Origin of the sequence: Pseudomonas sp. MM227 (genome assembly GCF_947090715.1) — a bacterium.
Classification (GTDB): Bacteria; Pseudomonadota; Gammaproteobacteria; order Pseudomonadales; family Pseudomonadaceae; genus Aquipseudomonas; species Aquipseudomonas baltica.
Window position 1 is genome coordinate 183,045 of record NZ_OX352319.1, and the last position, 23,269, is coordinate 206,313.

Here is a 23,269-nt window from a genome sequence, read left to right on the forward strand (position 1 = left end):
CCGCGGCGTTGGTGACGCGGCTCGCGCCGCTGCTACAGGGTAGGCGTGCCGGGGTGGGTATAGATAACCTGAAATCATGGTGGTACTGACTAATGGTGCATTGTCGCGCAGGCTTCGCCTCTTGTACCTTCCAGCGGTCCCGCTCGGTCAAACAAAAATACAGAACCGGTGCAAACATGGGCTACCCGTCGAGGTTTTTGTCGCTGCCGAATTAATCTACCCCCAGGATGATTTGCCATGAAAACCTTGTCTTTCGGTTCTGTCCTATCCCTGTTGTACGTGGCCATGGCGTGTTCCACCAGCGCCCAGGCCGAGCAGATTACCTTCGTGTCCCAAGGTGGCGTGTATCAGGAGGCGCAGACCAAGGCCATCCTCGACCCCGCCGCCAGGTTGCTTGGCATCACCATCAAGCAGGACAGCGTTCCGGACGCCTGGCCCATGGTCAAGGCCCAGGGCGAAACCGGCAAGCCGGTGTGGGACGTGATCGACACCCCGCCTTCGAACTGTATCCGTGGCGGCCGCGAAGGCCTGATCGAACCGTTGGACCTGGCGAAAATGCCTAACGTCAAGGGCATGCCCGAGGCCTATCGCACGCCTTACTCGGTGGCCTACGAGTTCTATTCCTCGGTACTGGGCTACAACACCAAGAGCCTGAAGAAAGTACCGCAAAGCTGGGCCGACTTCTGGAACGTCAAGGACTTCCCCGGCACCCGCGCATTGCGCAACGACCCCATGGGCACCCTGGAAGCGGCGCTGATTTCCGACGGCGTGCCGCGCGACAAGCTCTACCCGCTGGACGTCGATCGTGCCTACAAGCGCCTGGCCCAGATCAAGCCGGACATTGCCGTGTGGTGGAGTTCGGGCGGGCAGTCGGCGCAACTGCTCAACGACGGCGAAGTGGACATGCTGATGATCTGGAATGGCCGCGTGGGCGCGGTGAAGAAAGACAACGCCGATGTCGACTTCACCTACAACGACGGCATCTTGCAGAACACCCAGCTGTGCATTCTCAAGAACGCGCCGAACCTGGCCCAGGCGGTCAAGTTCGTCGACACCGCAGTGTCGCCCGATCTGCAGGCCGACCTGCCCAAGTACATCGATTACGGCCCTGGCAACCCCGCCGCGTTCGCTACTGGCAAGCTCAGCGCCGAACGGGGCAAGGAACTCCCAAGCTCGCCGGAGAACGCCGCCAAGCAGGCGCTGATGTCCGAAGAGTGGTGGTCGTCGGCTGACGGTATTGCCGCCAAGGACCGCTGGTTGAAATTCGTCCAGTAAGGCGGCCGCAAGCGTGATCGACTATCTGATTCTCGGCGGCGGCAGCGCGGGGTGCGTGCTCGCCGCGCGGCTGTCCGAAGACCCCAGCAAGCGCGTGTGCCTGGTGGAAGCCGGGCGTGACATTGCGCCGGGCAAGATGCCCGCGGCCATCGCCAGTCGCTACCCCGGACGTGCCTATCTGGATGGGCGCAACATCTGGCAGCGCCTGACCGCACGCATGTCCACCCAGGGCAGCCGTCGCTATGAGCAGGCGCGCCTGCTCGGCGGCGGATCGGCGATCAATGCGCTGATGACCAACCGCGGGGCGCCGGATGACTACGACGAGTGGGGGCGGCTCGGTGCCGAAGGCTGGAGCTGGGAAAACTGCCTGCCGTACTTTCGCAAACTCGAAACCGACTGCGATTTCAGCGGGCCGCTGCACGGCAGCGACGGACCGATACGGATCCGGCGTACGGCGCCGGCCTTTCTGTCGCCCTTCGTGAAAGCGGTCATGGGCGTATTGGCGACTCGTGGCCTGCCCACCCGCCCGGACCAGAATGGGCAGTGGCAGGATGGCGTCTACGTGGGTGCCATCGGTGTCAGCGAGCAGGGTGAACGGATTCCGGTGTCGGTGTGCTATCTCACCGACGAGGTGCGTGCCCGCCCCAACCTGACCCTGCGCACGGAGTGTGTAGTGGACCGCGTGCTGTTCCGCGGCACCCAGGCGGTGGGCGCGCGTCTGCTGGGCCAGGCCGGCGTGGCCGAGGAAGTGTTTGCCGGGGAGGTGATCGTCTGCGCCGGGGCGATTCACAGCCCTGCGTTGTTGATCCGCAGTGGCGTTGGCCCGCTGGACCAATTGCTCGATCTGGGCGTGCCGCTGGTGGCCGACCGGCCGGGCGTGGGTGGCAATCTCATGGAGCATCCGTCGATTGCCGTGTCGGCGCTGCTGACGGCGCAGGGACGAACACCTCACGTCGACGAGCATCACGAGCAGGCCATCGTGCGCTTTTCATCCGGGTTGCCGGGCACGGTGCCGGGTGACATGCACGGTGCGATCCTGTCGCGTTCCGGCTGGCACTCGGTGGGCTACCGGCTGGGCACGATGTTTTTCTGGGTCAACAAGTCCTACTCGCGAGGGCGGGTGCAGGTGACGTCGCTGGATCCGTTGCAGGAGCCCGAGGTCAGTTTCTCGATGCTGTCCGAAGCCCGTGACCTGCAGCGGTTGAAGCAGGCCCTGCGCATGGGTGCCGAGACGCTGTCGGCACCGGGGCTGGGCGGTCTGCGCAGTGTGGTGTTTCCATCCAGCTACTCGCCGCGGGTGGCCAAGGTAGCGATGCCTGGCCGTTTCAATGCCCTGCAGCGTGGGCTGTTGAGCGTGCTGCTGGACATCGCCGGCCCCTTGCGCGGGCTGTTGGTGCGAGGCCTGGTGACCCAAGGTGTGACCCTGGAAAAGTTGCTGGCCGACGACAAGGCACTGACGGCGTTCGTGCGCGCCAATGTGGGCGGCACCTGGCATCCGTCAGGCACATGCCGCATGGGCCGCGCGGAGGATCCCCAGGCAGTGACCTCGAGTGACGGGCGGGTGATCGGGGTAACGGGATTGCGGGTGTGCGATGCGTCGTTGATGCCGTCGATTCCATGCGCCAACACCAATGTGCCGACCATCATGATGGCCGAGCGTATCGCCGATCTGATCAAGGCGGGGTGAGGCCGCGTTCCTCCAGGCAGACCGCGGCGTCTGGTTCGCGGCCAATGACCGCTCCTACGGGTGGCCGGTCAACGGTAGGAGCGGTCATCGGCCGCAAAGGGCGCGCTGCGGTGTTTCAGGAAGGCCGCGGCGTCTGGTTCGCGGCCGATGGATGCCCCTACGGGTTGCCGGTCAACGGTAGGAGCGGTCCTTGGCCGCGAAGGGCGCGCTGCGGTGTGTCAGGTACCCCAACCCACGATACCCTTCACCTCTAGAAACGCCTCCAACCCCCATTCGGCGTATTCGCGGCCATTGCCCGATTGCTTGTAGCCACCGAACGGCGCCGCTGCGTCCCAGCTGGGATAGTTGATGTAGACGCTGCCGGCGCGCATCTGCAGAGCCACCTGGCGTGCCCGCGCAAGGCTGGCTGACTGCACGTACGCGGCCAGGCCGAACACACTGTCGTTGGCCATGCGTACCGCGTGCTGTTCATCGGTATAGGGCTGGATCACCAACACCGGGCCGAAGATTTCCTCACGGGCAATCGTCATCTGTGCATCCACCCCGGCAAAGATCGTTGGCTGCACGTAATACCCGAGGTCCAGCCCGGCCGGCCGGCCCAGACCGCCACACACCAACTGCGCCCCTTCCTCGATGCCGATGGCGATCATCCGCTGGATTGCCTGGTATTGCCGGTCACTGATCACCGGGCCCAGGGTCGTGGACGGGTCGTCGGGCGCGCCGACTCGATGGGCCGATGCCGCCGCGCGAGCGATCGCCACTGCCTGGTCGTGCAGCGCGGCGGGTACCAGCATCCGTGTGGGCGCGTTGCAGGACTGGCCACTGTTGCCGAAACACCCGTTGACCCCTGCCGTCACCGCTGCGTGCAGGTCCACATCGTCGAGCAGGATATTGGCCGACTTGCCGCCCAGTTCCTGGTGCACCCGCTTGACCGTCGGTGCGGCCAGCCGCGCCACCTCCACGCCGGCCCGGGTGGAGCCGGTGAACGACACCATGTCCACGTCGGGGTGACTGGCCAGCGCTGCGCCCACGCCAGGCCCGTCACCATTGATCAGGTTGAACACGCCCGCCGGCACTCCGGCGCTGTGCAGCACTTCGGCAAAAATGATGGCGTTGATCGGCGCGATCTCGCTGGGCTTGAGCACCAGGGTGCAGCCGGCGGCCAGTGCCGGTGCCACCTTGCAGGCGATCTGATTGATCGGCCAGTTCCAGGGCGTGATCAAGGCCACCACGCCGACTGGCTCCTGGTTGATCAGCGTGGTGCCGCGCCGGGTGCGGAACTCGAAGCTGTCCAGGGTGCGCAGCATCTGCTCCAGGTGACGCTTGCCGATACCGGCCTGCCAGTCGTGGGCCAGAGCTTTGGGCGCGCCGACTTCCTGCATGATGGCAGCGGCGATGTCGTCGTAGCGGGCCATGAACGACTCGAGAATCCGTTCGAGCAGCGCCTTGCGTTCGGCCGGGGTCGTAAAGGCAAATTCGGTAAAGGCGCGTCGCGCCGCCGCGACCGCCGCATCGACATCGGCCTGTTCACCCAAGGCGATTTCGGTAAACGCCTGCTCGCTGGCCGGATTGATCACCGCCAGGCGCCGCGCGCCTGAAGGCTCGACCCATCGGCCGTCTATATAGAACTTCAACGCGTTGTCCAAAATTCGCTCTCCACAGTGATAAAAAAGGCCGATGCGCCTGCGTTCCTGTAGCAGCGGCGCAAGCCGCGTCCAGGTTCGTAGCGGTCGGTCAGACACAGCGCATACGCCGCCGACGCGGCTCGCGCCGCTGCTACAGGCACTCCGCGATCCACTGTAGCAGCGGCGCAAGCCGCGTCCGGGTTCGCTGCGGTCGTTCAGGCGTACCGCATATACCGCCGACGCGGCTCGCGCCGCTGCTACAGGCACCCCGCGATCCCCTGTAGCAGCGGCGCAAGCCGCGTCCAGGTCCGCCGCGGTCGGTCAGGCGTACCGCATATGCCGCCGACGCGGCTCGCGCCGCTGCTACAGGCACCCCGCGATCCCCTGTAGCAGCGGCGCGAGCCGCGTCCGGGTTCACCGCGGTCGCTCAGGCGTACCGCATATGCCGCCGACGCGGCTCGCGCCGCTGCTACAAGCACCCCGCGATCCCCTGTAGCAGCGGCGCAAGCCGCGTCCAGGTCCGCCGCGGTCGGTCAGGCGTACCGCATATGCCGCCGACGCGGCTCGCGCCGCTGCTACAAGCACCCCGCGATCCCCTGTAGCAGCGGCGCGAGCCGCGTCCGGGTTCACCGCGGTCGGTCAGGCACACCGGATTTGCCGCCAGCGCCGCAGGGAAAAGGGGTTACGTGCCGTCAGAATAGGAACGGTTTTCCTGTCAGGGCAATTTACTAATAGTTTTCCCAGGCATAAACTCAGGTCATGTCCAACCTTCGCAGAAAACTGCCCAGCTCCGGCTCCTTGTTCGTTTTCGAGGCAGCCGCCCGTTGCGGCAGTTTCACCCGTGCGGCCGACGAACTGTGCGTCAGCCAGCCCGCCGTGAGCCGCATGCTCTCGCGCCTGGAAGAGCACCTTGGGGTGCAGTTGTTCGAACGCGTTCGTGGCGGTGCGCGGCTCACCGAAAGCGGGACCCTTCTTTACCGCCGGGTCCAGGAAGGTTTCGACACCATCGAGTCGGCCATCGGCGAAATCTCGGCCCGCGCTACCGGCATGGAAACCATCACCCTGTCGGTGTCCACCGCGTTCACCACACACTGGCTGATGCCGCGCATGAGCCGTTTCAGCGAGCGCTTTCCCGCGGTGGACATGCGTTACCAGCTCATGTCCGGGCGCATCGGCGGGCCGTTGATGGATGTCGACCTGGGCATGCGCTACCTCGACGCCGGCAGCGTCAAAGCCGCAGACAGCCTGGTTCTACCGGAGATCACCCTGCCCGTCTGCAGCCCGCAGTACCGTGCCGGCGTACCGAGCGGCAAGGGCAAGAATGCAATGCCTGCGCTGATCCACATGGACAACCAGGACCGTACCTGGGCGACGCCTTTCGACCAGGGTGGACGCGCAGACAATGCCCTGGTGTTCTCCGATTATGCGGTGGTGGTGCAGGCCGCCCTGCTTGGCCAGGGCATGGCCCTGGGTTGGCTCAACGTGGTCTCGCACTGCCTGGCCAACGGGCAGTTGCTGCCGGTGGGTGACGAGGTCACGGTCAGTGCCCGGCACTGCTGCCTGGTGACACCGGCCAACCGTCCGAGCCGCCCTATCGTGGAAAGCGTGCGCCAGTGGATCATCGAAGAAATGCAGGCCGACATCGTGCGCGTCGACGCGCTTTACCCACAGTTATGCCTGGCACGGAAGATCGCGGAGGCGTCATGAACACAGGTATGCCGCCATCGCGGGAAAAACAGTAGGTTATGCCCTGAGGTAAGGACAAAACAGAACATATGGCGATTCACCCGGCTGATAATTGAACCACACCTTGCACCTTCCCCTGGTTCATCATGCGGAGCGCCCTATGTCATTCAAGCAGTTCAAAGCCCTGACGTTCGATGTCGTCGGCACCCTGATCGATTTCGAAGCCGGCATTCTCAACCATGTGCGCGAAGTGGCTGGCGAAGCGGGCAAGGCGTGCAGCGACGACGACATTCTGAAGGCCTACCGCGATGCCCGCGCGATGCCCGATTCGGGCTGGTGGCCGGATGACCTGGAGCGCTGCTATCACTTGATCGCGCGCCAGCTCGGCTTGCCGGACAGCGACGAATACGCCCGCGGCCTGGCGTTGGCGGTGGAAAACTTCCCGGCCTTCCCCGACTCGATCGAGGCGCTCAAGCGTCTGCACAAGCACTTCAAACTGGTGGCCACCACCAACTCGCAGATCTGGGCCTTGAACCACATGGCCAAGACCCTCGACGAGCCGTTCGATGTGCGCGTGACCGTCGATGACGTGCGTTTCGAGAAGCCCGATCCGCAGTTTTTCGCCTACACCCGTGGGGTGCTGGCCACGCAGGGCATCGTCTTCGAAGAGATTCTCCACGTTGCGCAGAGCCAGTACCACGACATTGGCGTGGCCATGCGCCTGGGCTACCAGACCTGCTGGATCGAACGTCGCCACGCGCAGAAGGGCAGCGGCGGCACCCTGGAATCCGAGCACACCAAGCCGCACTACCATTTCACCTCGTTGGCGCAACTGGCCGACGCGGTCGAACAGGAACTGGGCTGACAACAGCGGCGCTTGCTCCGAGCGCCGCCTTCTGGTGGAAACCGGCTATGACTGCGAAGAGTTTATGGGCGGCCACCGCCCGACCGGCCCCGGCCCTGCAAGCATTGCAGGGCGAGCGGCAGTGCGACGTGGTGATCGTCGGTGCCGGCTACACCGGGCTGTCTGCGGCTCACCACATTGCCCTGAGCGGCCGCGAGCCATTGATTCTGGAAGCCAATACCCTGGCCTGGGGCGCCAGTGGCCGTAACGGCGGCGTGGTGTCGCCCAAGTTTCGCGTCGGCTTTCCTGCCCTGATGCAGCGCTTCGATCGCGACACCGCTCTGCACATGTACCGCACCGGTTATGCCGCCGTGGACAGCCTGGTGGAAATGATCGACAGCCTGGGCATCGAGGGCGCGCAGTTGCACATGGGTGGGCACATTGCCGCGGCCCACAACGAACTTGCCTTGAACGGACTGCGCAACACCGCTGACTGGATCAAGCGCGAAACCGGCGGCGAGTCGTCGCGCATGATCGACGCGGCGCAGGTGCGGGAAATGACCGGCTCGACCCTTTTTCACGGCGGGCTGCTGACGCCGAAGGCGGGCGGCATTCACCCGCTCAACTATGCCCGGGGCATGGCTCACAGCCTGAACGAGCGCGGCGTGAAAATGTTCATCAACAGCCCGGCGTTGCAGGTTCGCCAGGAAGGCGACCGGGTCATCGTGCAGACGCCCCAGGGGCGGGTCAGTGCCAGACAGGTGGTGTATGCCACCAACGGCTATTCCGACCAGAGCGCCGCGACCGATACTCTGCACCGACGACTTATCCCCTTTCGTAGCGCAATCATTGCCACTGCACCACTGTCGGCCGACGTATTGGCCACGCTGATGCCCGGCGGCCAGGTCTGTGGCGACACCAAACGCATGCTGCGCTGGTTCCGGGTGGTCGGCGACCGGTTGATCTTCGGCGGCCGCGGGGCGTTCGGCAAAGACGATTCGGACAGCGCCTTCGCCACCCTGCAACGCAGCATGGGCGTGGTGTTTCCGGTCCTGCGCGACCAGCCCGTGGCGTTTCGCTGGTCTGGGCTGGTGGCCATGACCCTCGATTACCTGCCCCATGCAGGTCAACTGGACGCGCGCAGCTTCTATGCCATCGGCTACAACGGCGGTGGCGTGGCGATGTCCACTTACATGGGCAAGCAACTGGCAGCCATGACCGCGGGCGAACCGGTGCAACTGGGCCTGCTGGCGGGCGACACGTTCAAACCCATTCCCCTGCATGCCTTTCGCGCGCCGGGTGTACGCTTGGCGGCAGGTTGGCAACAACTGCTGGATGCCATCGGCCGCTGAGCCGCGAACTTCTTCATTGCCAAGACGAGACCTATGCCCCCGATCCTGCATTATTCACAGCCCGCCATCGAACGCCGTCTACCCGTCGCCGCCTTTGCGTTGCAGGACGACCCCCTGGCGGCCGGCCGTACCGTGCATTTCCATGACCCCCACACGGGCTACGCGGTGGGCGCCTCGATTAGCGTCGGCGCCAATTTGTCGATCGATGATTTTCCCTGGGTCGAACTGGGGATTGTGGAGGCCGGCGAGCTGACCCTGCAGGGCGAGGGCTTCGACCTGCGCCTGAAGGCTGGGGATTGTTTCGTGGTGCCTCGTGGCGTGGCGGTGCGCTGGCAGCATCGCGGGCAGTTGCGCCGTCTGTTCATGGCTTTTCCCGGCTTGCCGCCGAGCCATGACATGCCTCGCACGCCGCTGAAGATCGACTTCGCTCAACCGCTGCCGCCCAGCGAGCCGCCGTCGGCAACGGTGCTGCTGACCCCGGCTCCGAAAGCCTGGAGCGCAACGCTGTTCAGCGCGGCCAACTTGCGCATCGGTCTGTGGCAGTGCGAGGCCTACGCGCGCAAGCAGGTGCAGCCAGGCTACAGCGAGCTGATGTTCATTCTGGAAGGCGCAGTGACCTTGACGCCCGAGCAGGGCGACGCCTGTACGGTCAGCGCCGGCGAGGTCGTGGTGGTGCCGGCGGGGGCGACCAATGCCTGGTCCAGCGAGCAGACGGTGCGCAAGGTGTTTTGCATATTGAGTTGAGACGGCGTAACGGCCGGACGCGGCATGGGATGTAGGGTGGGCGGACGTGAACATCGGCCTGTAGCAGCGGCGCAAGCCGCGTCCGGGGTCACCGCGGTGCGTGAATCAAACCGCGCGCACCAAACTGCGCAACGGCACAGCGCTCTTGAGCACCGGGCTCTTGATGACGATGTAGCTGAAATACTTGTCGATACCGATGTTCTTGTCGAGGATCGACTCCATCAGCTCCTGGTAGTGCTGGATGCTGCTGCACAGGAACCGCACCAGGTAGTCATACCCACCGCTGATCAAATGGCATTCGAGCACCTCGTCGATGTTGCGGATGCTCGATTCGAACTTCACGAAATCGGCGCGTTTGTGGTCCGACAGGGTCACCTCGGTGAACACCGTGACGGAGCTGGCGAACTTGGCCAGATTGACGTGCGCTTCATAGCCACTGATGTAGCCCGCCGACTCAAGGCGTTTGACCCGTTGCAGGCAGGGGCTGGGGGACAGGCCAACGGCTTCGGCGAGGCTGACGTTGGTCATGCGCCCGTCCTTCTGCAGCTGCACCAAAATATTGATGTCGATGCGATCCAGTTTCGTTGCAGCATCCATGGGGTGGACCTCGTCAAGTCAAAGCATGAACGTGGGCCTCAGGCGTGCAATGCCGTTTGATGGGCATGGGCGAGGTCCGCAAGGCTGGCGTATTCACAGCGCTTGCCGTCCAGAGCCTGGGGCGAAAGATTCCATGGCTGGCGGTGGTCACGGTGCAGGGTACACACCGGAAAATCCACGCGCAGGTTCCAGGGGTCATCCGTTTCGGTACTGCGCACCGGCAGCAACTGCGAGCGCTCCAGGCCCAGGCGCTGCAGCTCGATGGCGAGGCTGCTGTGCCAGTCATCGTTGCAAGGTTCGATGACCGCATCGAATGCCACCGGCAAGCGTTGGGTCAGGGCGCCGACATCGATGCCGTGGGGTGGGGCGATCAGTATCAACCGGTAGAACTTGCTCAGGTACTGCAGGGCGCCGGGGGCGTCTTCGAAGATCGGCCAATGGGCCGACGAGCTACCGAAAGCCACACTTTCATCCCAGCCGGGAATCACATGCAATCGGTGCGCCATGCGCTGGTACAGCTGGCCGTGGAACGCACTGGCACTGGGGTTGCCGCCCGCCTGGCCGAGCTCCTGGGCGATGGCGCGGTAGGCCGTCAGCAGTTGCGCGTCACTGCCGGGAGTCTCGCTCTGCACCGACAAGGGTCGCAGGCCTTCGAGAATGCCCCGTTCACGGTCGACCAGGGTGGCATAGGAGAACCCCAGGGCCTTGTACTGTGTGACTTTCATGGATTGCTCCTGAGCGACGGTATGAAGGGCTTCCCTGCAGACTCCTACAGCTTTTCCACCGTAGGAGCGGTCCGTGGCCGCGAACAGCGCGCCGCAGTGTGCCAGGTGTACCGCGGCGCATTCTTCGCGGCCGCTGACCGCTCCTACGTTTGGACCTGATCCCTGTAGGAGCGGTCCGTGGCCGCGAAGAGCGCGCCGCCCGCCCCGCTCCCACAGTCAGGCCCCGGCTTTTGCCAATGCCTTGTCGAGCATCTGCAAGGCTTCTGCCACCTGCTCGGCGCTGGTCACCAGCGGCGCGAGGAAGCGAACCACGTTGCGATACAGCCCACACTTGATCACCAGCAACCCCGCCTGCCGCGCTTGGTCGATGACCCGCTGGGCCAGATCGGCGTCGGCGCTGTGCCCGGCATCGTCCTTGACCATCTCGATGGCCAGCATGAAGCCCAGGCCTCGCACATCACCGATGCGCGGATAGCGTTGCTGCAGCTCCAGCAAGCCCTCGCGCAACTGCACCGCGCGCTGCTCGCCCTGCGCCAGCAGGTCTTCGTGCTCGAACAGGTCCAGCACCGCCAGCGCCGCCGCACAGGCCACGGCGTTGCCACCGTAGGTGCCGCCCAACCCACCGGGCGTCGGCGCATCCATGATCTCGGCTCGGCCCACCACCCCCGACAGTGGCATGCCACCGGCCAGAGACTTGGCCACCGTGACCAGATCCGGCTGGATACCCGCATGCTGGAAACCGAACATTTTCCCGGTGCGGCCGAATCCAGCCTGGATTTCATCGGCGATCAACACAATGCCATGCTGCGTGCACAGCGCGCGCAGCGCCTGGAGAAACTCGACCGGCGCGGCCAGGAAACCACCGTCGCCCTGCACCGGTTCGATCAGGATCGCCGCGACCCGATCCGGCGCCACGTCGCTGGCAAACAGCTCGTGCAACTGCGCCAGGGCGTCGTCGCTGCTGATGCCGCGATAGGCATTGGGGTAGCTGGCGTGATAGATCTCCGCCGGGAACGGGCCGAAATTCTGTTTGTAGGGCTGGCTCATGCCGGTCAAGGTCACCCCCAACAGGGTGCGTCCGTGGAACCCTCCGCGAAACGAAATCACCGCAGGCCGCTGGGTGTAGCCGCGGGCGATCTTGATGGCGTTTTCCACCGCTTCGGCGCCGGAAGTGAACAGCACCGTTTTGTAATGCTCTTCCCCGCCGATCAGGGCATTGAGCCGCGCCGCCACGTCGATGTAGGTCTCGTAGGCCGCCACCTGGAAGCTGACATGGGACACCTTGCCCACCTGCTGACGCACCGCCTCGACCACGGCCGGGTGATTGTGGCCAACGTTGAGCACGCCGATGCCGCCGACAAAATCCAGATAGCGCTTGTTGTCCACATCCCACAGCTCGGCACCCTGGGCGCGCGCGGCCACTATCGGGTGCGCGGTGGCGATGCCACGGGGCACGTGTTGTTCGCGCAGGGCCAGCAGGCGTTGATTTTCGGTCAGTGCAGAATTCATCTCGATCTCCGTGAGCGCCGAGCGTGGCGGGTGATGTGATCAGGATAAGGAGTGGCGCAAATCACAAGCACCGAAGTTGCGGGTTGCGCTGGGGTGTTTGCGTTTTTTTTTGCGGGTGGGGCGGTAGATTCGGTTGTTTGGGTGGTGGGGTGTCAGTGCTGGCCTCTTCGCGGGCGGCGGGCCCTCTGCCTGCGAAGGGGCCTGCACTGACCTCTTCAAACCCCGGCGCGCGGCACCACGATGGTGTCTTCCGGATGCAGGCGCATCAGCATCGGCGAGCCGATCGGCGGCAGGCTCAGGTTGCCTTCGTGGTGGCTTGGCTGGCGCAGGCTGACGGTGGGCCCACCGTCCAGATCGACGAAGACCTTCAAGCTTTCGCCCTGAAAGACGATGTCTGCGACGCGCCCGCTCAGACGGTTCCATTCAGGCCCGGCGCTGGCGCTGTCCAGCAGCAGCTTTTCCGCTTGCAGCGCCAGGAATACATCGCCCGTAGCGGGCACCGGGCGCGTGGTGCGCAGGGCCGTGGAGCCCAGGGTCAAACCGTTGTTCGCGCTGCGTTGCAGCGGCACCAAGGTGCTTTCGCCGATGAAGCTGGCGACGAAGTCGTCCGAAGGGTGGTCGTGCAGGCGGCGTGGCGTGTCGACCTGAACCAATTGCCCGCCGCGCATGATGGCGATGCGGTCGCTCATGGTCAGCGCTTCACGCTGGTCGTGGGTGACGTAGATCATGGTCGCGCCCAGGCGCTTGTGCAGGGCGCGCAGTTCGATCTGCATGGTCTCGCGCAGCTGCTTGTCCAGCGCCGACAGCGGCTCGTCCATCAAGATCAGCTTGGGTTCGAAAACGATGGCTCGGGCCAGCGCCACACGCTGACGCTGGCCGCCGGAAAGCGCGGCAATCGAGCGCTCTTCGTAGCCACTCAGTTCCACCGTGGCCAGGGCCTGTTTGACCCGCTCCCGGCTCTTGCCCGCGCTTTCGCCGCGGGCACGCAACGGGAAGGCCACGTTCTCGCCCACGGTCATGTGCGGGAACAGCGCGTAATTCTGGAAGACCACGCCGATTTCGCGCTTGTGCGGCGGCATCAGGGTGACGTTGCGCTCGCCGAACAGGATATTGCCGGAGCTCACCCGTATGAAGCCACCCAGAATGCTCAGCAAGGTGGTCTTGCCCGAACCCGAGGGCCCCAGCAGCGACATGAACTCGCCGGCTTCCACTTTGAGATTGACGTTGTCCAGCGCCTTGAGGCTGCCGTAGTGCTTGCTGACCTGGTTGACGCTGACCGATTCGAAACCTTCAGTGAAATTCATCTGTGGTGCTCCAGAAAATGCTGAATAGGTGGTCATGGGTTACCTGACAATCCGCGCTGCCCGCCGACGCGGCTCGCGCCGCTGCTACAGGAGAATGCGATCGACAAGGGAATGCGATCTTCTGTAGCAGCGGCGCGAGCCGCGTCAGGGCCGTCATGCGATGCCGATGCCCGACACAGATCAACCCAACCCACCGATGTGCCAGGCCTTCACTTCAAGGAATTCGTCCAGGCCATACTTGGATCCCTCGCGGCCGGTGCCCGATTGCTTCACGCCGCCGAAGGGCGCCACTTCCATGGAGATGATCCCGGTGTTCAAGCCGACCATGCCGAACTCAAGACGCTCGCCCACGCGCCAGGCGCGGCGCATGTCCTGAGTAAAGTAATAGGCCCCCAGGCCATAGGGCGTGGCATTGGCCAGCGTCAGCGCTTCGTCCTCAGTGTGGAAGCGGAACAGCGGCGCCACGGGGCCGAAGGTTTCCTCGCCGGCCAGCAGCATGTCGGCGTGGGCGTCCAGCAACACCGTGGGCTGCACGTACAGGCCATCGTTTTGCGGCAACCCACCAATGGCAACGGTAGCGCCTTTCTCCACGGCATCGCTGATGTGGCGGGCCACCTTGTCGACTGCCGCGGCGTTGATCAACGGGCCGATGGTCACACCCTCGGCCAGACCGTCGCCAACCTTCAGCTCGGCCACCGCCGCCTTCAGGCGTTCGGCGAAACGTTGGTAGATGCCGTCCTGCACCAGAATGCGGTTGGCACACACGCAGGTCTGCCCGGCGTTGCGGAATTTGCTCTGCATGACGCCGGCAATGGCCAGGTCCAGGTCGGCGTCATCGAACACGATGAACGGCGCGTTGCCGCCCAGCTCCAGGCTCAGGCGCTTGATGGTCGTGGCGCACTGGCTCATCAACAGCTGGCCGACGCGGGTGGAACCGGTGAACGACAGCTTGCGCACGGCCGGGTTGCTGGTCATCTCGCCGCCCACGCCTGCCGGCAGGCCGGTGAGCACGTTGAACACCCCGGCCGGAATGCCTGCGCGTTCGGCCAACACCGCCAGGGCCAGGGCCGACAGCGGGGTCATCTCCGACGGCTTGACCAGCACCGGGCAACCGGCGGCCAGGGCCGGTGCGCACTTGCGGGTGATCATGGCGTTGGGGAAATTCCATGGGGTGATCGCCGCGACCACGCCGATCGGCTGCTTGAGTACCAGGATGCGGCGGTCGGCGGCGGGTGAAGGAATGGTGTCGCCATAGATGCGCCGCGCTTCCTCGGCGAACCATTTGACGAAGCTCGCACCGTAGGCAATTTCACCGCGCGACTCGCCCAGGGGTTTGCCCTGTTCGGCGGTCATGATCAAGGCCAGGTCTTCCTGGTTGTCCAGGATCAGTTGGTACCACTTCTCCAGCAATTTGGCGCGCTCGGCCGCAGGCACTTCGCGCCAGGTGACGAAACAGGCCTCGGCGGCGGCAATGGCGCGCCGGGTTTCGGCCGCCTGCAAGGCCGGTACGTTGGCGATCACGCTGCCATCGGCAGGATTGGTCACGGCAAGGGTGGCGCCGTCATCGGCGGTGATCCACTGGCCATTGGCGTAGGCGCGCTCGACGAGCAGGGAAGGGTCACGCAGTGAATGCTTCAACATGATCAAGGTGCCTTTGCAGTCCGAACGATGGACCTAGTGTAGAAATGTCCACGCAGCGGGCGATGCCGAGATGGGGCACGCGACGCGGCGCGGATGCTGAATTGCGGTGGAGTGGCGGCAGGCTGTGCTGGGGGGTGTTACCCCTGCTTGTTGCGCCCGGCCACCACCACCAGAATCAGCGACGCCAGAATCAGGATCGAACTGATCGCCGCAATCGTCGGGTCGATTTCGTCGCGCAGTGCAGTGAACATGCGCTTGGTCAGGGTCTGGTTGTCACCCCCGGAAATGAACAGCGCTACCACCGTCTCATCCAGCGAAGTAATGAACGCGAACAAGGTTGCCGAGACCACGCTGGGCTTGATCTGCGGCAAGGTCACCGCCATGAACGCGCGAAAGCGGTTCATGCCCAGGCTGCGCGCGACCATCTCCTGCGACATGTCGAAATTACGCAGCCCGGCGAGCAGGGCAATGATCACGTAGGGCAGGGCCAGCATGATGTGCGCCAGTACCAGGCCGGTCAGCGAGCTGATCAGCCCCACCCGCGCGTAGACGAAGAACACCCCCGCCGCGATCAGGATGATCGGCACCATCATGGGCAGCAGCAACACTATCTGCAGGGTGCGGATGACCTTCAGGCTCGAGTTGTTGATGGCGTAGGCCGCGGCCATGCCGATGGGCAGGCTCACTGCAGTGGTCACTACGGCGGTGATCAGGCTGACCCGCGCCGCCGACATCCATTCGGCGCTGTGGAAGAAGGCTTCATACCAGCGCAGCGACCACTCCTTGGGTGGGAACTGCAGGAAGCGCGCCTCGGAGAACGACATCGGCACCACGATCAGCACCGGGATGATCAGGTACAGCAGAATCGCCGCGACCAGCACGGTGAACAGCACATGCGACAGGCGTAGCTGGCGCAGGTAGGCAAGCGTATTCATCAGCGTGCTCCCAGGATGCGTTCGATGGGGATGAAGCGGTTGATGCCCCAGAAGATCAGGAACACCACGAACAGCAGCACCAGGCCCACCGCACTGGCGGCGCCCCAGGCGTGATAAAGCTCGACGTTGCGCTGCACCAGCATCGACACCAGGATGGTGCGACCGCCGCCCAGCAGTTCAGGGGTGATGAAGAAGCCCAGGCAGATCACGAAAACCAGGATGGAACCGGCCATCACACCCGGCGCCGCCATCGGCAGGAACACCCGGCGAAAGGTGTAGAAGGGTTTGGCGCCCAGGCTTTCGGAAGCCTGCATCAGGTCCTGGGGAATCTTCTTCATCACCGAATACAGCGGCAGCACCATGAACGGCAACATCACGTGCAGAGTGCCGATCACCGTGCCGGTGGTGTTGTGCATCATGTTCAGCGGTTGGTCGATGATGCCCATGTCCAGCAGCGTCTGGTTGACCACCCCGCGCCGCTGCAGCAACACCAGCCAGGCGTAGGAGCGCACCAGCACGCTGGTCCAGAACGGCAGGATCACGCAGATCAGAATCAGGTTGGCCCAGAAGCCCTGCAGGCGCGAGGCGGCGTAGGCTATCGGGAAGCCCATGACGATGGACAGCAGGGTCACGATCAGGCTGATCTTGAACGTCAGGTAGAACGTATCCCAGTAGATGCGTTCTTCGAAGATGCGCGCGTAGTTGGCCAGCGAAAAGCCGTCTTCGGTCTGTACCGACTGGAACGCCAGCCAGCACATCGGCAGGATCAACAGCACCACCACCATGAACAGCGCCGGGGCGAGCAGCAGCAACATCGAGGTGTTCTCCCGACGTTCCTCGCGCGCCAGGGCATCGGCATTGCTTGCAGGCGGCTCGCTGTGGGCGTCAGGCATGGATTTGGCGAGATAGGCGTTGGACATGGAACGATTCCTCACGGCCGAGCGCCGGTGAACCAGCGCAAGCAGCTTGTTGTTGGTCGGTCATGGCGACCCTCAAGGTTCAATGTACCGACTCAGCCAAGAACGAAACGGGCTTAAAAGGCCTGCGCCGGAGTGGTTTGTTTCGTATTGAGGGTGGGCGACAGCAGCAACTGCGTTGGCCCCTTCGCGGGCAGAGACCCGCTCCCACAAAGGCAGCGCTCAGGTGCCCCATTTCAGAGGCAGGCTTCAGGCATACTTCTGTGGGAGCGGGGCTCTGCCCGCGAAGAGGCCCGCCCTGGCACGCCTACTTTTTCTGCACAAAGGCCAGCCAGCGCTCTTCGGCCTTCACCCCTTCCTGCGACGCCCACCACTTGGCCGACAGCAGCGCCTGACGCGAGATGTTTTCGGGCGAAGACGGCAGCTTGGTCGCGCGTTCGGCAGGAATGGTGCCGGTCTTGAACGCCTCGGGGTTCAGCGGGCCGTAGTCGATGATCATCGGCAGCGCCGCCTGCAGCTTGGCGTCGATGGCCTCGTTGACGAACTTCATCGCTGCCGTCCGGTGCGACGTGCCCTTGAGCACGCACAGCGAGTTGGTCTCCAGCACGCCCTGGTTGTAGTCGAAGGCTACCGGCGCACCGTCGGCCTGCACTGCCGTGATGCGACCGTTCCAGGCCTGGATCATGTCCACCTCGCCGTCACTGATCAACTGCGCCGACTGCCCGCCGGACGTCCACCAGGTGGCAATGTGCGGCTTGATTTCCTCGAGCTTCTTGAAGGCCCGCTCCACGTCCAGCGGGTACAGCTTGTCAGGCGCCACGCCGTCTGCCATCAAGGCAATCTCGAGGGTAGGGCGCGGCAGGTTGCGCAGCGAGCGCTGCCCCGGAAATTTCTTCGTGTCCCAGAAATCCGCCCAGGTCTTGGGTACGTTGTCGCCCTTGAAGGCATCGGTGCGATAGGCCAGCACGGTGGAGTAGCTGATGTAGCCGACGGTGTAGTCGTCCTTGAGCGCCGCCGGAAGCTGCGCAGCGTTCGGCACCAGGGCTGGGTCGAGCTTTTCGAACAGGCCCTCGGCCTCGCCGCGAAGGCAATCGCCGGTGGGCAGGTCGACCACGTCCCAACTGACCTTGCCGCTTTCGACCTGGGTCTTGATGATCGGGTAGGCCTTGGGCGAGCTGTCCTGCTTGAGGGTCAGGCCGAGCTTCTTGGCCGCCGGTTCGAGGATGGCCTTGCTCTGTGCCTCCTGGTAGGCACCGCCCTGCGATACGAAGGTGATGTCTTCTGCCCAAGCCTGCCCGAAGGCGCCGACCAGCAGTGCAAGGCTTGCGAACTTGAATGCGCGCAGTGGCGTCGGTGTCATGTACGGGACTCCTGAAGGTTGGCAGGTGGGAGGCGAGCTGGTTGTTGTCGCTCGGTCGTTCTGCTGGACCGCTGCTGTCCAATCTACCGCCAGGGGCTGCGCGCAAGCGGCCACAAATCGGCGCCGTCGAAGCGTTTTATTGCGAAAACACCGAGTGGCGCAGCAGGAACTGTTTTGCCCACAGGAAGCTATCGAGATGAGTGAAGAGCGCGCTCCCCGCGCAGGGATTTTTTGCACTCTGCAGATCAGGCCGGGTCTGCTCTTAACCTGCCCCTACAGAAGGTCTTCGTCATGATCACCGTTCACCACCTGAACAATTCACGCTCGCAACGCATCATCTGGCTGCTGGAAGAGCTCGGCGTGCCTTACGAGATCAAGCGTTATGAACGCGACACCAAGACCAACCTCGCGCCAGCCGAACTCAAGGCCGTCCATCCGTTGGGCAAATCGCCGATGATTCAGGACGGCCCGCACACCATCATCGAGTCCGGCGCCATCGTCGATTACCTGATCCGTCGTCACGGCCAAGGCGCCCTGCAGCCTGACCCGGCCAGTGCCACCTACGACGAGTACGTGCAGTGGCTGCACTTCGCCGAAGGCTCGGCCATGCTGCCGTTGATGCTCAATCTGTACGTCGGCCGTCTGGGCGAAGCCGGCGCGCCGCTGCATCCGCGCATCGAATCCGAACTGGACAACTACCTGGGCTACCTGAATACCGCCCTCAGCTTGACGCCTTACCTGGTGGGTGAAGAACTGACCGGCGCCGACGTGCAGATGAGCTTCGTCGGCGAGTTGGCCAAAGCCCAGGGCAAGCTGGACGCCTACCCGCACCTGGCTGCCTGGGTCGAGCGCCTGCAGGCACGGCCCGCGTATCAAAAAGCGCTGGAACAGGGCGGCGAGTACAAGTTCGCCAAGTGAACACGCGACGCGCCTCAGGCCGGTAGCAGTTTCTTGCAACCGTCCTTGCGCGTCGGGTACTGCGCGCACTTGCGCGCCAGTAGCTTGACCTGTGCGTCGTCCTTGAGCCGTTGGTTGGCGGCCAGCTTCTCGGTGATGAAAAGCTCTTCGGAGCCCAGTGTCCTTTCCGCTTGGGCAATCAGCGCCAGGGCTGCGCGTGGATCGTCGTTGCGCAGATGGTGAGCGATCATCAAGTCATACAGCTCAGGGCTGGCCAGTGACCAGTCTTTGATCGACTGCAACTCGATCAGCGCTTCGCGGCGTTTGCCCTGCGCCATGTCGACACTGAAGGCGGCTCGACGGATGCCGGGCTGGTCGCGTACCGCAGACGTCAGCGCCCGGTCGCTGAACAGCTGCGCTTCGCGCAGTTTCTTTTGTTCAAGTGCCACGGTCGCCGCATAGGCGTCCTTGTAGGCTTGCAGCGACGGTGCGACCGCGCCAGAGGCCCGCAATCGCTGCCAGTCATCGGCATTGACCGGCGCACGTCGTTGCCCATCGTACTGGCGTTGCAGGTACTGGCGCAGTTCGGTATCGCGGTCCAGCGGCGACATGTGCGAGCGCTGGAAATACTGGCCTGCGGCAGTGATGCCGGTGGCCAGCCCTTGATTCAAGGTGACTTCCACCTCCTTGACCAAGCGATCGACCTGCAGGTTCTGCAACGACGCCTGCATGGCTTCCTTTCGCTGCGTGGCAAAGCTGCCGAGCAAGGACTTCTGCTTGCCCTGGAAATCGCTCAGGCGCTGCAGGCTGTGGCTGGCGGCGCGCGGAGCATAGCCGGCCTTGATCATCAAGTCGGCACCCAGCAGATCGGCCTGGTCCTCTTGGCTGCGGCCCCAGGCCGTGCTCCAGATGTTTTCCGAGAAGCTGTTCACCAAGGCCGTATACAGCACCGTATTGCCCACGGTTTTCTGCATGCCCTGCGGGTCCTTGCTGATGAACTTCAAGCTGCCCGAGCTACGGTTCACTCCGGTGTCAGCGATCATGGTCGCGAGCACCACCGAGGTTGCCACGTTGCTCAGCACAGCATTCTGCTGCTGGAACGCTGCCCGTCGATCATGATGGTGCAGCAGTACGTGGCTCATTTCGTGCCCCAGCATCGCCGCGATCTCGTCCTCGCTCTGGACGTTGTCGAGCATGCCCAAGGGGACGAACAGATTGCCGTACGGGTCGGCCGATGGCCCGAAACCGTAGCTGTCGATGACCTTCACCTGCAGAGCGGGCAACTCGCCTGGCCAACCTTTGCCGAGCCTGCCGACGATGCCTTGCAGGTACGTCTGCAAAGGTGGAATGAGCACCACATTGTGCTGGCGAATTTCCCCGGCCGGGACCGCCATGCCGTCATAGCTCAGGCGCTGTGCGCTGACCCGTTGCGGGTCGAGCCTGTAGTACTGGCGTACATCCGCCGTGTCCAGATAGCGTCCTTTGACCTGGGATTGGGTAGAAGGCCCTACCAGGTTCATGAATGCAGCATCTGCACCCTTGAGCGTGCCGCAACCACCGAGCAGCAGGCAGGCCAAGGCGCAAAGGCTGGTGTGCAAGGCCCGGTCCCTCACGATCCCGGCGCTCATGGTTTGCTGCAGCCAGAACCGAAGCCGATGGTCGAAGCGTTCCGGGTGTCGGCCTTCTGGCTGATGGGCAGGCTTTCGCAAGGCGTGGTAACGATCTTGCCTTCGCTCAAACGCAGGTCCATGGTGTCCAGCCAGACTTTGCGTCCGCCAAGCTCGACCTGTACCTGATCCAGATTCGGGTGGGTGGTCAACACCTGCAACGGCGGCTTGGGTGCATCCTTCACAGGCAACCTGCCCTGAGATTTGCCATGCTCGTCGAGCAATGTCAGCGGATCGGCTTCATAGGCGTCGACGGTGGTGGCCAACACACTCGGGCTGCACAGCGCTGCCAACAGCAAAAACGTGATTCGGGTCATCCTTGAGTTCCTTCTACAAGTGAAATACGAGCGCGCCTGCGCTGGGCGAAATAACGCACGAGCGATCGCCATCGCCGCTTGGCAAACAGGCTGATCGGCACTGAAATGATTGAAATCGACAACACGGCAATGGCCAGGACATTGGCCGGGCTGATGTTGTTTTGCCACAGTCCCCAGCACAGCACGGCCAGTGCTGCCTGGACGATGGCCCAACTGAACAGGGGGGCGCGCCACGCTTTGGCGCGACGATGGCGGCGCCGTCGATACCAGGCACGCAGACCGACGATGACGATGACGAAACCCAGTTGCACCAGGTCCAGCCAACTGATCGACAGCCAGAAATAACTGTCCGGATCGCGTTGATACGCATCGTGGTAGGTCACCAGGTTGTCCAGCGCCATGGCGTGCAGGTACACCCCTGGCAGCAGGCCGTGCACCGGCGTTTGGGTAAGGTCGCCGGCCGAGGTGATCTGAGCCCCCACCAGCACCAGTTTGTCGCTGAGCAACTGCCGCAAGAGCGCACGGTCCTCGGGCGAATTGGCTTCCAGGGCGCTGGCCTTGAGGGTGAGGGTATAGGCACAAGTGGCCTGGCCGCTGTCGCCGAACTTCCAGAAGATCGCCTGCCATAACTGGGCATACCAGGTGTTGCCCGCTACCGAGCATTCCGCCACCGAGGTGGCCAGCGATTGCAGGGGTGACAGTGTCCTTCCCCAGCGCAGCGCGATGGGTGCGCGTTGCGCTGCCTGGGCTGCATCGACAGGCAGCCCGGTACATTCGCGGTCGCGACAAAACTCGCGGTACAGGCCCAGCGCTGGCGTTTCGATCAGCCCCTGCGACGTCTCGACGGCCAACGGGTATCGGTCGCCGACATCGCTCCACTTCACCAGTGCACGACGGCTCATCTGGTCCAGCGGCGCCAAAGCGTTGGCCTGACCGTCGACACCGCGCGTCTCGCCGGTGTTGGCCAACAGAAGCGAGATGCCCTGTTCTCGATAGCGCTCGAAAACATTGACCAGCAGTTGGCTGCCGTTGTCGGCATCATTGAGTGAGTGGTCGTGGCTGTACATCAAGTCCACGAAGACCGCCCGCGGTTTGTAGGCCAACAGACGCCTGAATAGCTGGCTTTGCTGCGCATAGGGCAGGGGCCAGAAGGTGGCGTTGCGCATGAGGTAGGCGTCGTCGATCAGCACGACGACCACCTGCTGCTGCCCAGTGTCCGGGTAGCTGCTGGCGGCGATGCGATTGATCCACTGCGAAGACGCAGCGTCACTGGAGCTGGAAAGCCCGAAGGGGTCCAGCAGTGCGATGCAGCCTATGAACAGGCCGAGCAGCACCTGCCCCAGCCAGAATCGAAAATAGTTAGCCTTCATCCGTGGCCTGATCAGCGAATCCCTGTGTGTCGGCTTTGTAAAGGAATTGGACAGATGATGTCAAGGCGATGGCAGGCTGAGCCGCGTAGCAATGAATACGCCGCCGAGAAATTCCGCGACGAAAACCCCAAGACCTACCGCGCGTTCGTCGAGGCCCTGTTCGAAGCGGCAAACGGCTCGATCAGCGGTTGCTCGCGGTGCTCTGCCTGCCATAGATCCCAATCAGCCTGAACGGCCAGCCAGGTGCGTGCTTTGCCGATTCCAGCACGCTCCAGGCGAACGGCCAGGTCCGGGCTGATGGGGGCATGACCGTGCAAGATCCGTGAAAGGGTTTCCCGGGCATAGCCCAAGCGCCGGGCGAACTCCGCGATCTTGATGTCCAGGGCCGGAAGTACATCTTCCAGCAACGCTTCGCCGGGATGAGGAGGGTTGTGCATAGGCATGGCGCATTAATCCTTAGTGATAGTCGAGGTAATCGAGCAGTTCGACGTTGCCGTCCTCGAAGCGAAAGATCAGCCGCCAGTTGCCGCTCACCGTTACCGACCAATACGTCACGAGATCACCCTTGAGTGGATGTAGCCTCCACCCAGGCATGTCGACATCGCCAGCATCAATGGCGCGCTCCAGAATCGGCAAGATGCGAGCAAGGCGTTTGGCATGATCAGCGCAGATACCCTTGGTTGATCCGGTTTCGAAGAAAGCCTTCAGGCCCTTGTGTCGAAAGCTTTTTATCATGCTTATTCCGTGATGTAAACGATCACGCTTCCTGCGTATCGGCATCTCAGAGTAACGACATTGTGAGAGGTCTTCGAACACC

20 protein-coding genes and 2 pseudogenes are annotated in these 23,269 nt (G+C 63.6%); 8 read left to right on the top strand and 14 right to left on the bottom strand.

Translation table 11 applies throughout. The features are described from left to right. Positions 1 to 237 precede the first annotated feature (237 nt). Positions 238 to 1,275 carry an ABC transporter substrate-binding protein gene (locus ONG87_RS00780; RefSeq protein ID WP_264382037.1) on the top strand — a complete coding sequence of 346 codons (1,038 nt, stop codon included), beginning with the start codon at positions 238 to 240 and terminating at the stop codon, positions 1,273 to 1,275. Between the two features lie 13 nt (positions 1,276 to 1,288). Further along, positions 1,289 to 2,962, top strand: coding sequence for a GMC family oxidoreductase (locus tag ONG87_RS00785; RefSeq protein ID WP_192137502.1), 1,674 nt, complete (start codon positions 1,289 to 1,291; stop codon positions 2,960 to 2,962). Between the two features lie 218 nt (positions 2,963 to 3,180). Here ONG87_RS00785 and ONG87_RS00790 read toward each other — a convergent pair whose 3' ends face one another. Then, positions 3,181 to 4,608 carry an aldehyde dehydrogenase family protein gene (locus tag ONG87_RS00790; protein ID WP_264382038.1) on the bottom strand — a complete coding sequence of 476 codons (1,428 nt, stop codon included), beginning with the start codon at positions 4,606 to 4,608 and terminating at the stop codon, positions 3,181 to 3,183. A gap of 738 nt (positions 4,609 to 5,346) precedes the next feature. Between ONG87_RS00790 and ONG87_RS00795 the strand changes: the two genes are divergently transcribed. The 4 genes from ONG87_RS00795 to ONG87_RS00810 all read left to right on the top strand — a co-directional run bounded on the left by ONG87_RS00795 (position 5,347) and on the right by ONG87_RS00810 (position 9,213). Next, positions 5,347 to 6,294 (top strand): LysR family transcriptional regulator, encoded by a 948-nt coding sequence (locus ONG87_RS00795; protein ID WP_185794845.1) that lies wholly within the window; start codon positions 5,347 to 5,349, stop codon positions 6,292 to 6,294. Positions 6,295 to 6,433: 139 nt separating this feature from the next. Next, entirely contained in the window at positions 6,434 to 7,138 is a 705-nt protein-coding gene (locus ONG87_RS00800) for an HAD-IA family hydrolase (RefSeq protein WP_122480608.1), read from the top strand. A 47-nt stretch (positions 7,139 to 7,185) separates the two neighbouring features. Then, positions 7,186 to 8,469, top strand: a complete 1,284-nt coding sequence (locus ONG87_RS00805) for an FAD-binding oxidoreductase (protein ID WP_264382039.1) — start codon at positions 7,186 to 7,188, stop codon at positions 8,467 to 8,469. A 33-nt stretch (positions 8,470 to 8,502) separates the two neighbouring features. Further along, positions 8,503 to 9,213 (top strand): cupin domain-containing protein, encoded by a 711-nt coding sequence (locus tag ONG87_RS00810; protein ID WP_264382040.1) that lies wholly within the window; start codon positions 8,503 to 8,505, stop codon positions 9,211 to 9,213. 105 nt (positions 9,214 to 9,318) lie between these two features. On the opposite strand, the gene ONG87_RS00815 is transcribed toward ONG87_RS00810, so the two are convergent. The 8 genes from ONG87_RS00815 to ONG87_RS00850 form a co-directional block, all read right to left on the bottom strand. Further along, positions 9,319 to 9,810, bottom strand: coding sequence for an Lrp/AsnC family transcriptional regulator (locus tag ONG87_RS00815; protein ID WP_043191751.1), 492 nt, complete (start codon positions 9,808 to 9,810; stop codon positions 9,319 to 9,321). A gap of 38 nt (positions 9,811 to 9,848) precedes the next feature. After that, the gene (locus ONG87_RS00820; protein ID WP_264382041.1) at positions 9,849 to 10,535 is read right to left on the bottom strand and encodes a hypothetical protein; all 687 of its coding nucleotides are present in this window, start codon (positions 10,533 to 10,535) and stop codon (positions 9,849 to 9,851) included. 216 nt (positions 10,536 to 10,751) lie between these two features. Further along, positions 10,752 to 12,044 (bottom strand): 4-aminobutyrate--2-oxoglutarate transaminase, encoded by a 1,293-nt coding sequence (gene gabT / locus ONG87_RS00825; protein WP_264382042.1) that lies wholly within the window; start codon positions 12,042 to 12,044, stop codon positions 10,752 to 10,754. Positions 12,045 to 12,259: 215 nt separating this feature from the next. Then, positions 12,260 to 13,348 carry an ABC transporter ATP-binding protein gene (locus tag ONG87_RS00830; protein ID WP_192056596.1) on the bottom strand — a complete coding sequence of 363 codons (1,089 nt, stop codon included), beginning with the start codon at positions 13,346 to 13,348 and terminating at the stop codon, positions 12,260 to 12,262. A 180-nt stretch (positions 13,349 to 13,528) separates the two neighbouring features. Further along, entirely contained in the window at positions 13,529 to 14,989 is a 1,461-nt protein-coding gene (locus tag ONG87_RS00835) for an NAD-dependent succinate-semialdehyde dehydrogenase (protein ID WP_264382043.1), read from the bottom strand. A 137-nt stretch (positions 14,990 to 15,126) separates the two neighbouring features. Beyond that, entirely contained in the window at positions 15,127 to 15,924 is a 798-nt protein-coding gene (locus ONG87_RS00840; protein ID WP_122480602.1) for an ABC transporter permease, read from the bottom strand. Next, complete coding sequence (locus tag ONG87_RS00845) at positions 15,924 to 16,844, bottom strand: ABC transporter permease (RefSeq protein WP_122801315.1); 921 nt, start codon at positions 16,842 to 16,844, stop codon at positions 15,924 to 15,926. The genes ONG87_RS00840 and ONG87_RS00845 overlap by 1 nt, the downstream gene beginning before the upstream one ends. A 304-nt stretch (positions 16,845 to 17,148) precedes the next feature. After that, on the bottom strand, positions 17,149 to 18,201 hold the full coding sequence (locus ONG87_RS00850) for an ABC transporter substrate-binding protein (RefSeq protein ID WP_264382044.1): 1,053 nt from the start codon (positions 18,199 to 18,201) through the stop codon (positions 17,149 to 17,151). Positions 18,202 to 18,492: 291 nt separating this feature from the next. Between ONG87_RS00850 and ONG87_RS00855 the strand changes: the two genes are divergently transcribed. Continuing rightward, entirely contained in the window at positions 18,493 to 19,119 is a 627-nt protein-coding gene (locus tag ONG87_RS00855; RefSeq protein ID WP_192137507.1) for a glutathione S-transferase family protein, read from the top strand. A gap of 14 nt (positions 19,120 to 19,133) precedes the next feature. Here ONG87_RS00855 and ONG87_RS00860 read toward each other — a convergent pair whose 3' ends face one another. The 3 genes from ONG87_RS00860 to ONG87_RS00870 are packed head-to-tail and all read right to left on the bottom strand — an operon-like array spanning position 19,134 to position 22,452. Beyond that, a complete protein-coding gene (locus ONG87_RS00860; protein WP_264382045.1) occupies positions 19,134 to 20,726 on the bottom strand; it encodes a M48 family metallopeptidase in 1,593 nt (530 codons plus the stop codon). Next, entirely contained in the window at positions 20,723 to 21,082 is a 360-nt protein-coding gene (locus tag ONG87_RS00865) for a hypothetical protein (protein ID WP_264382046.1), read from the bottom strand. The genes ONG87_RS00860 and ONG87_RS00865 overlap by 4 nt, the downstream gene beginning before the upstream one ends. After that, positions 21,079 to 22,452 carry a CHASE2 domain-containing protein gene (locus ONG87_RS00870; protein WP_264382047.1) on the bottom strand — a complete coding sequence of 458 codons (1,374 nt, stop codon included), beginning with the start codon at positions 22,450 to 22,452 and terminating at the stop codon, positions 21,079 to 21,081. Before ONG87_RS00870 ends, ONG87_RS00865 begins: the two co-directional genes overlap by 4 nt. Before the next feature lie 96 nt (positions 22,453 to 22,548). Between ONG87_RS00870 and ONG87_RS00875 the strand changes: the two are divergent. Further along, positions 22,549 to 22,623, top strand: a pseudogene (locus ONG87_RS00875) (hypothetical protein); the annotation flags it as partial. Here the strand turns inward: ONG87_RS00875 and ONG87_RS00880 are convergent. Next, positions 22,617 to 22,895, bottom strand: a pseudogene (locus ONG87_RS00880) (HigA family addiction module antitoxin); the annotation flags it as partial. The pseudogenes ONG87_RS00875 and ONG87_RS00880 sit on opposite strands and share 7 nt — an antisense overlap. 13 nt (positions 22,896 to 22,908) lie before the next feature. Further along, positions 22,909 to 23,187: a type II toxin-antitoxin system RelE/ParE family toxin gene (locus tag ONG87_RS00885; protein ID WP_122480594.1), complete on the bottom strand. Its 279-nt coding sequence runs from the start codon at positions 23,185 to 23,187 to the stop codon at positions 22,909 to 22,911. Between the last annotated feature and the right edge of the window lie 82 nt (positions 23,188 to 23,269).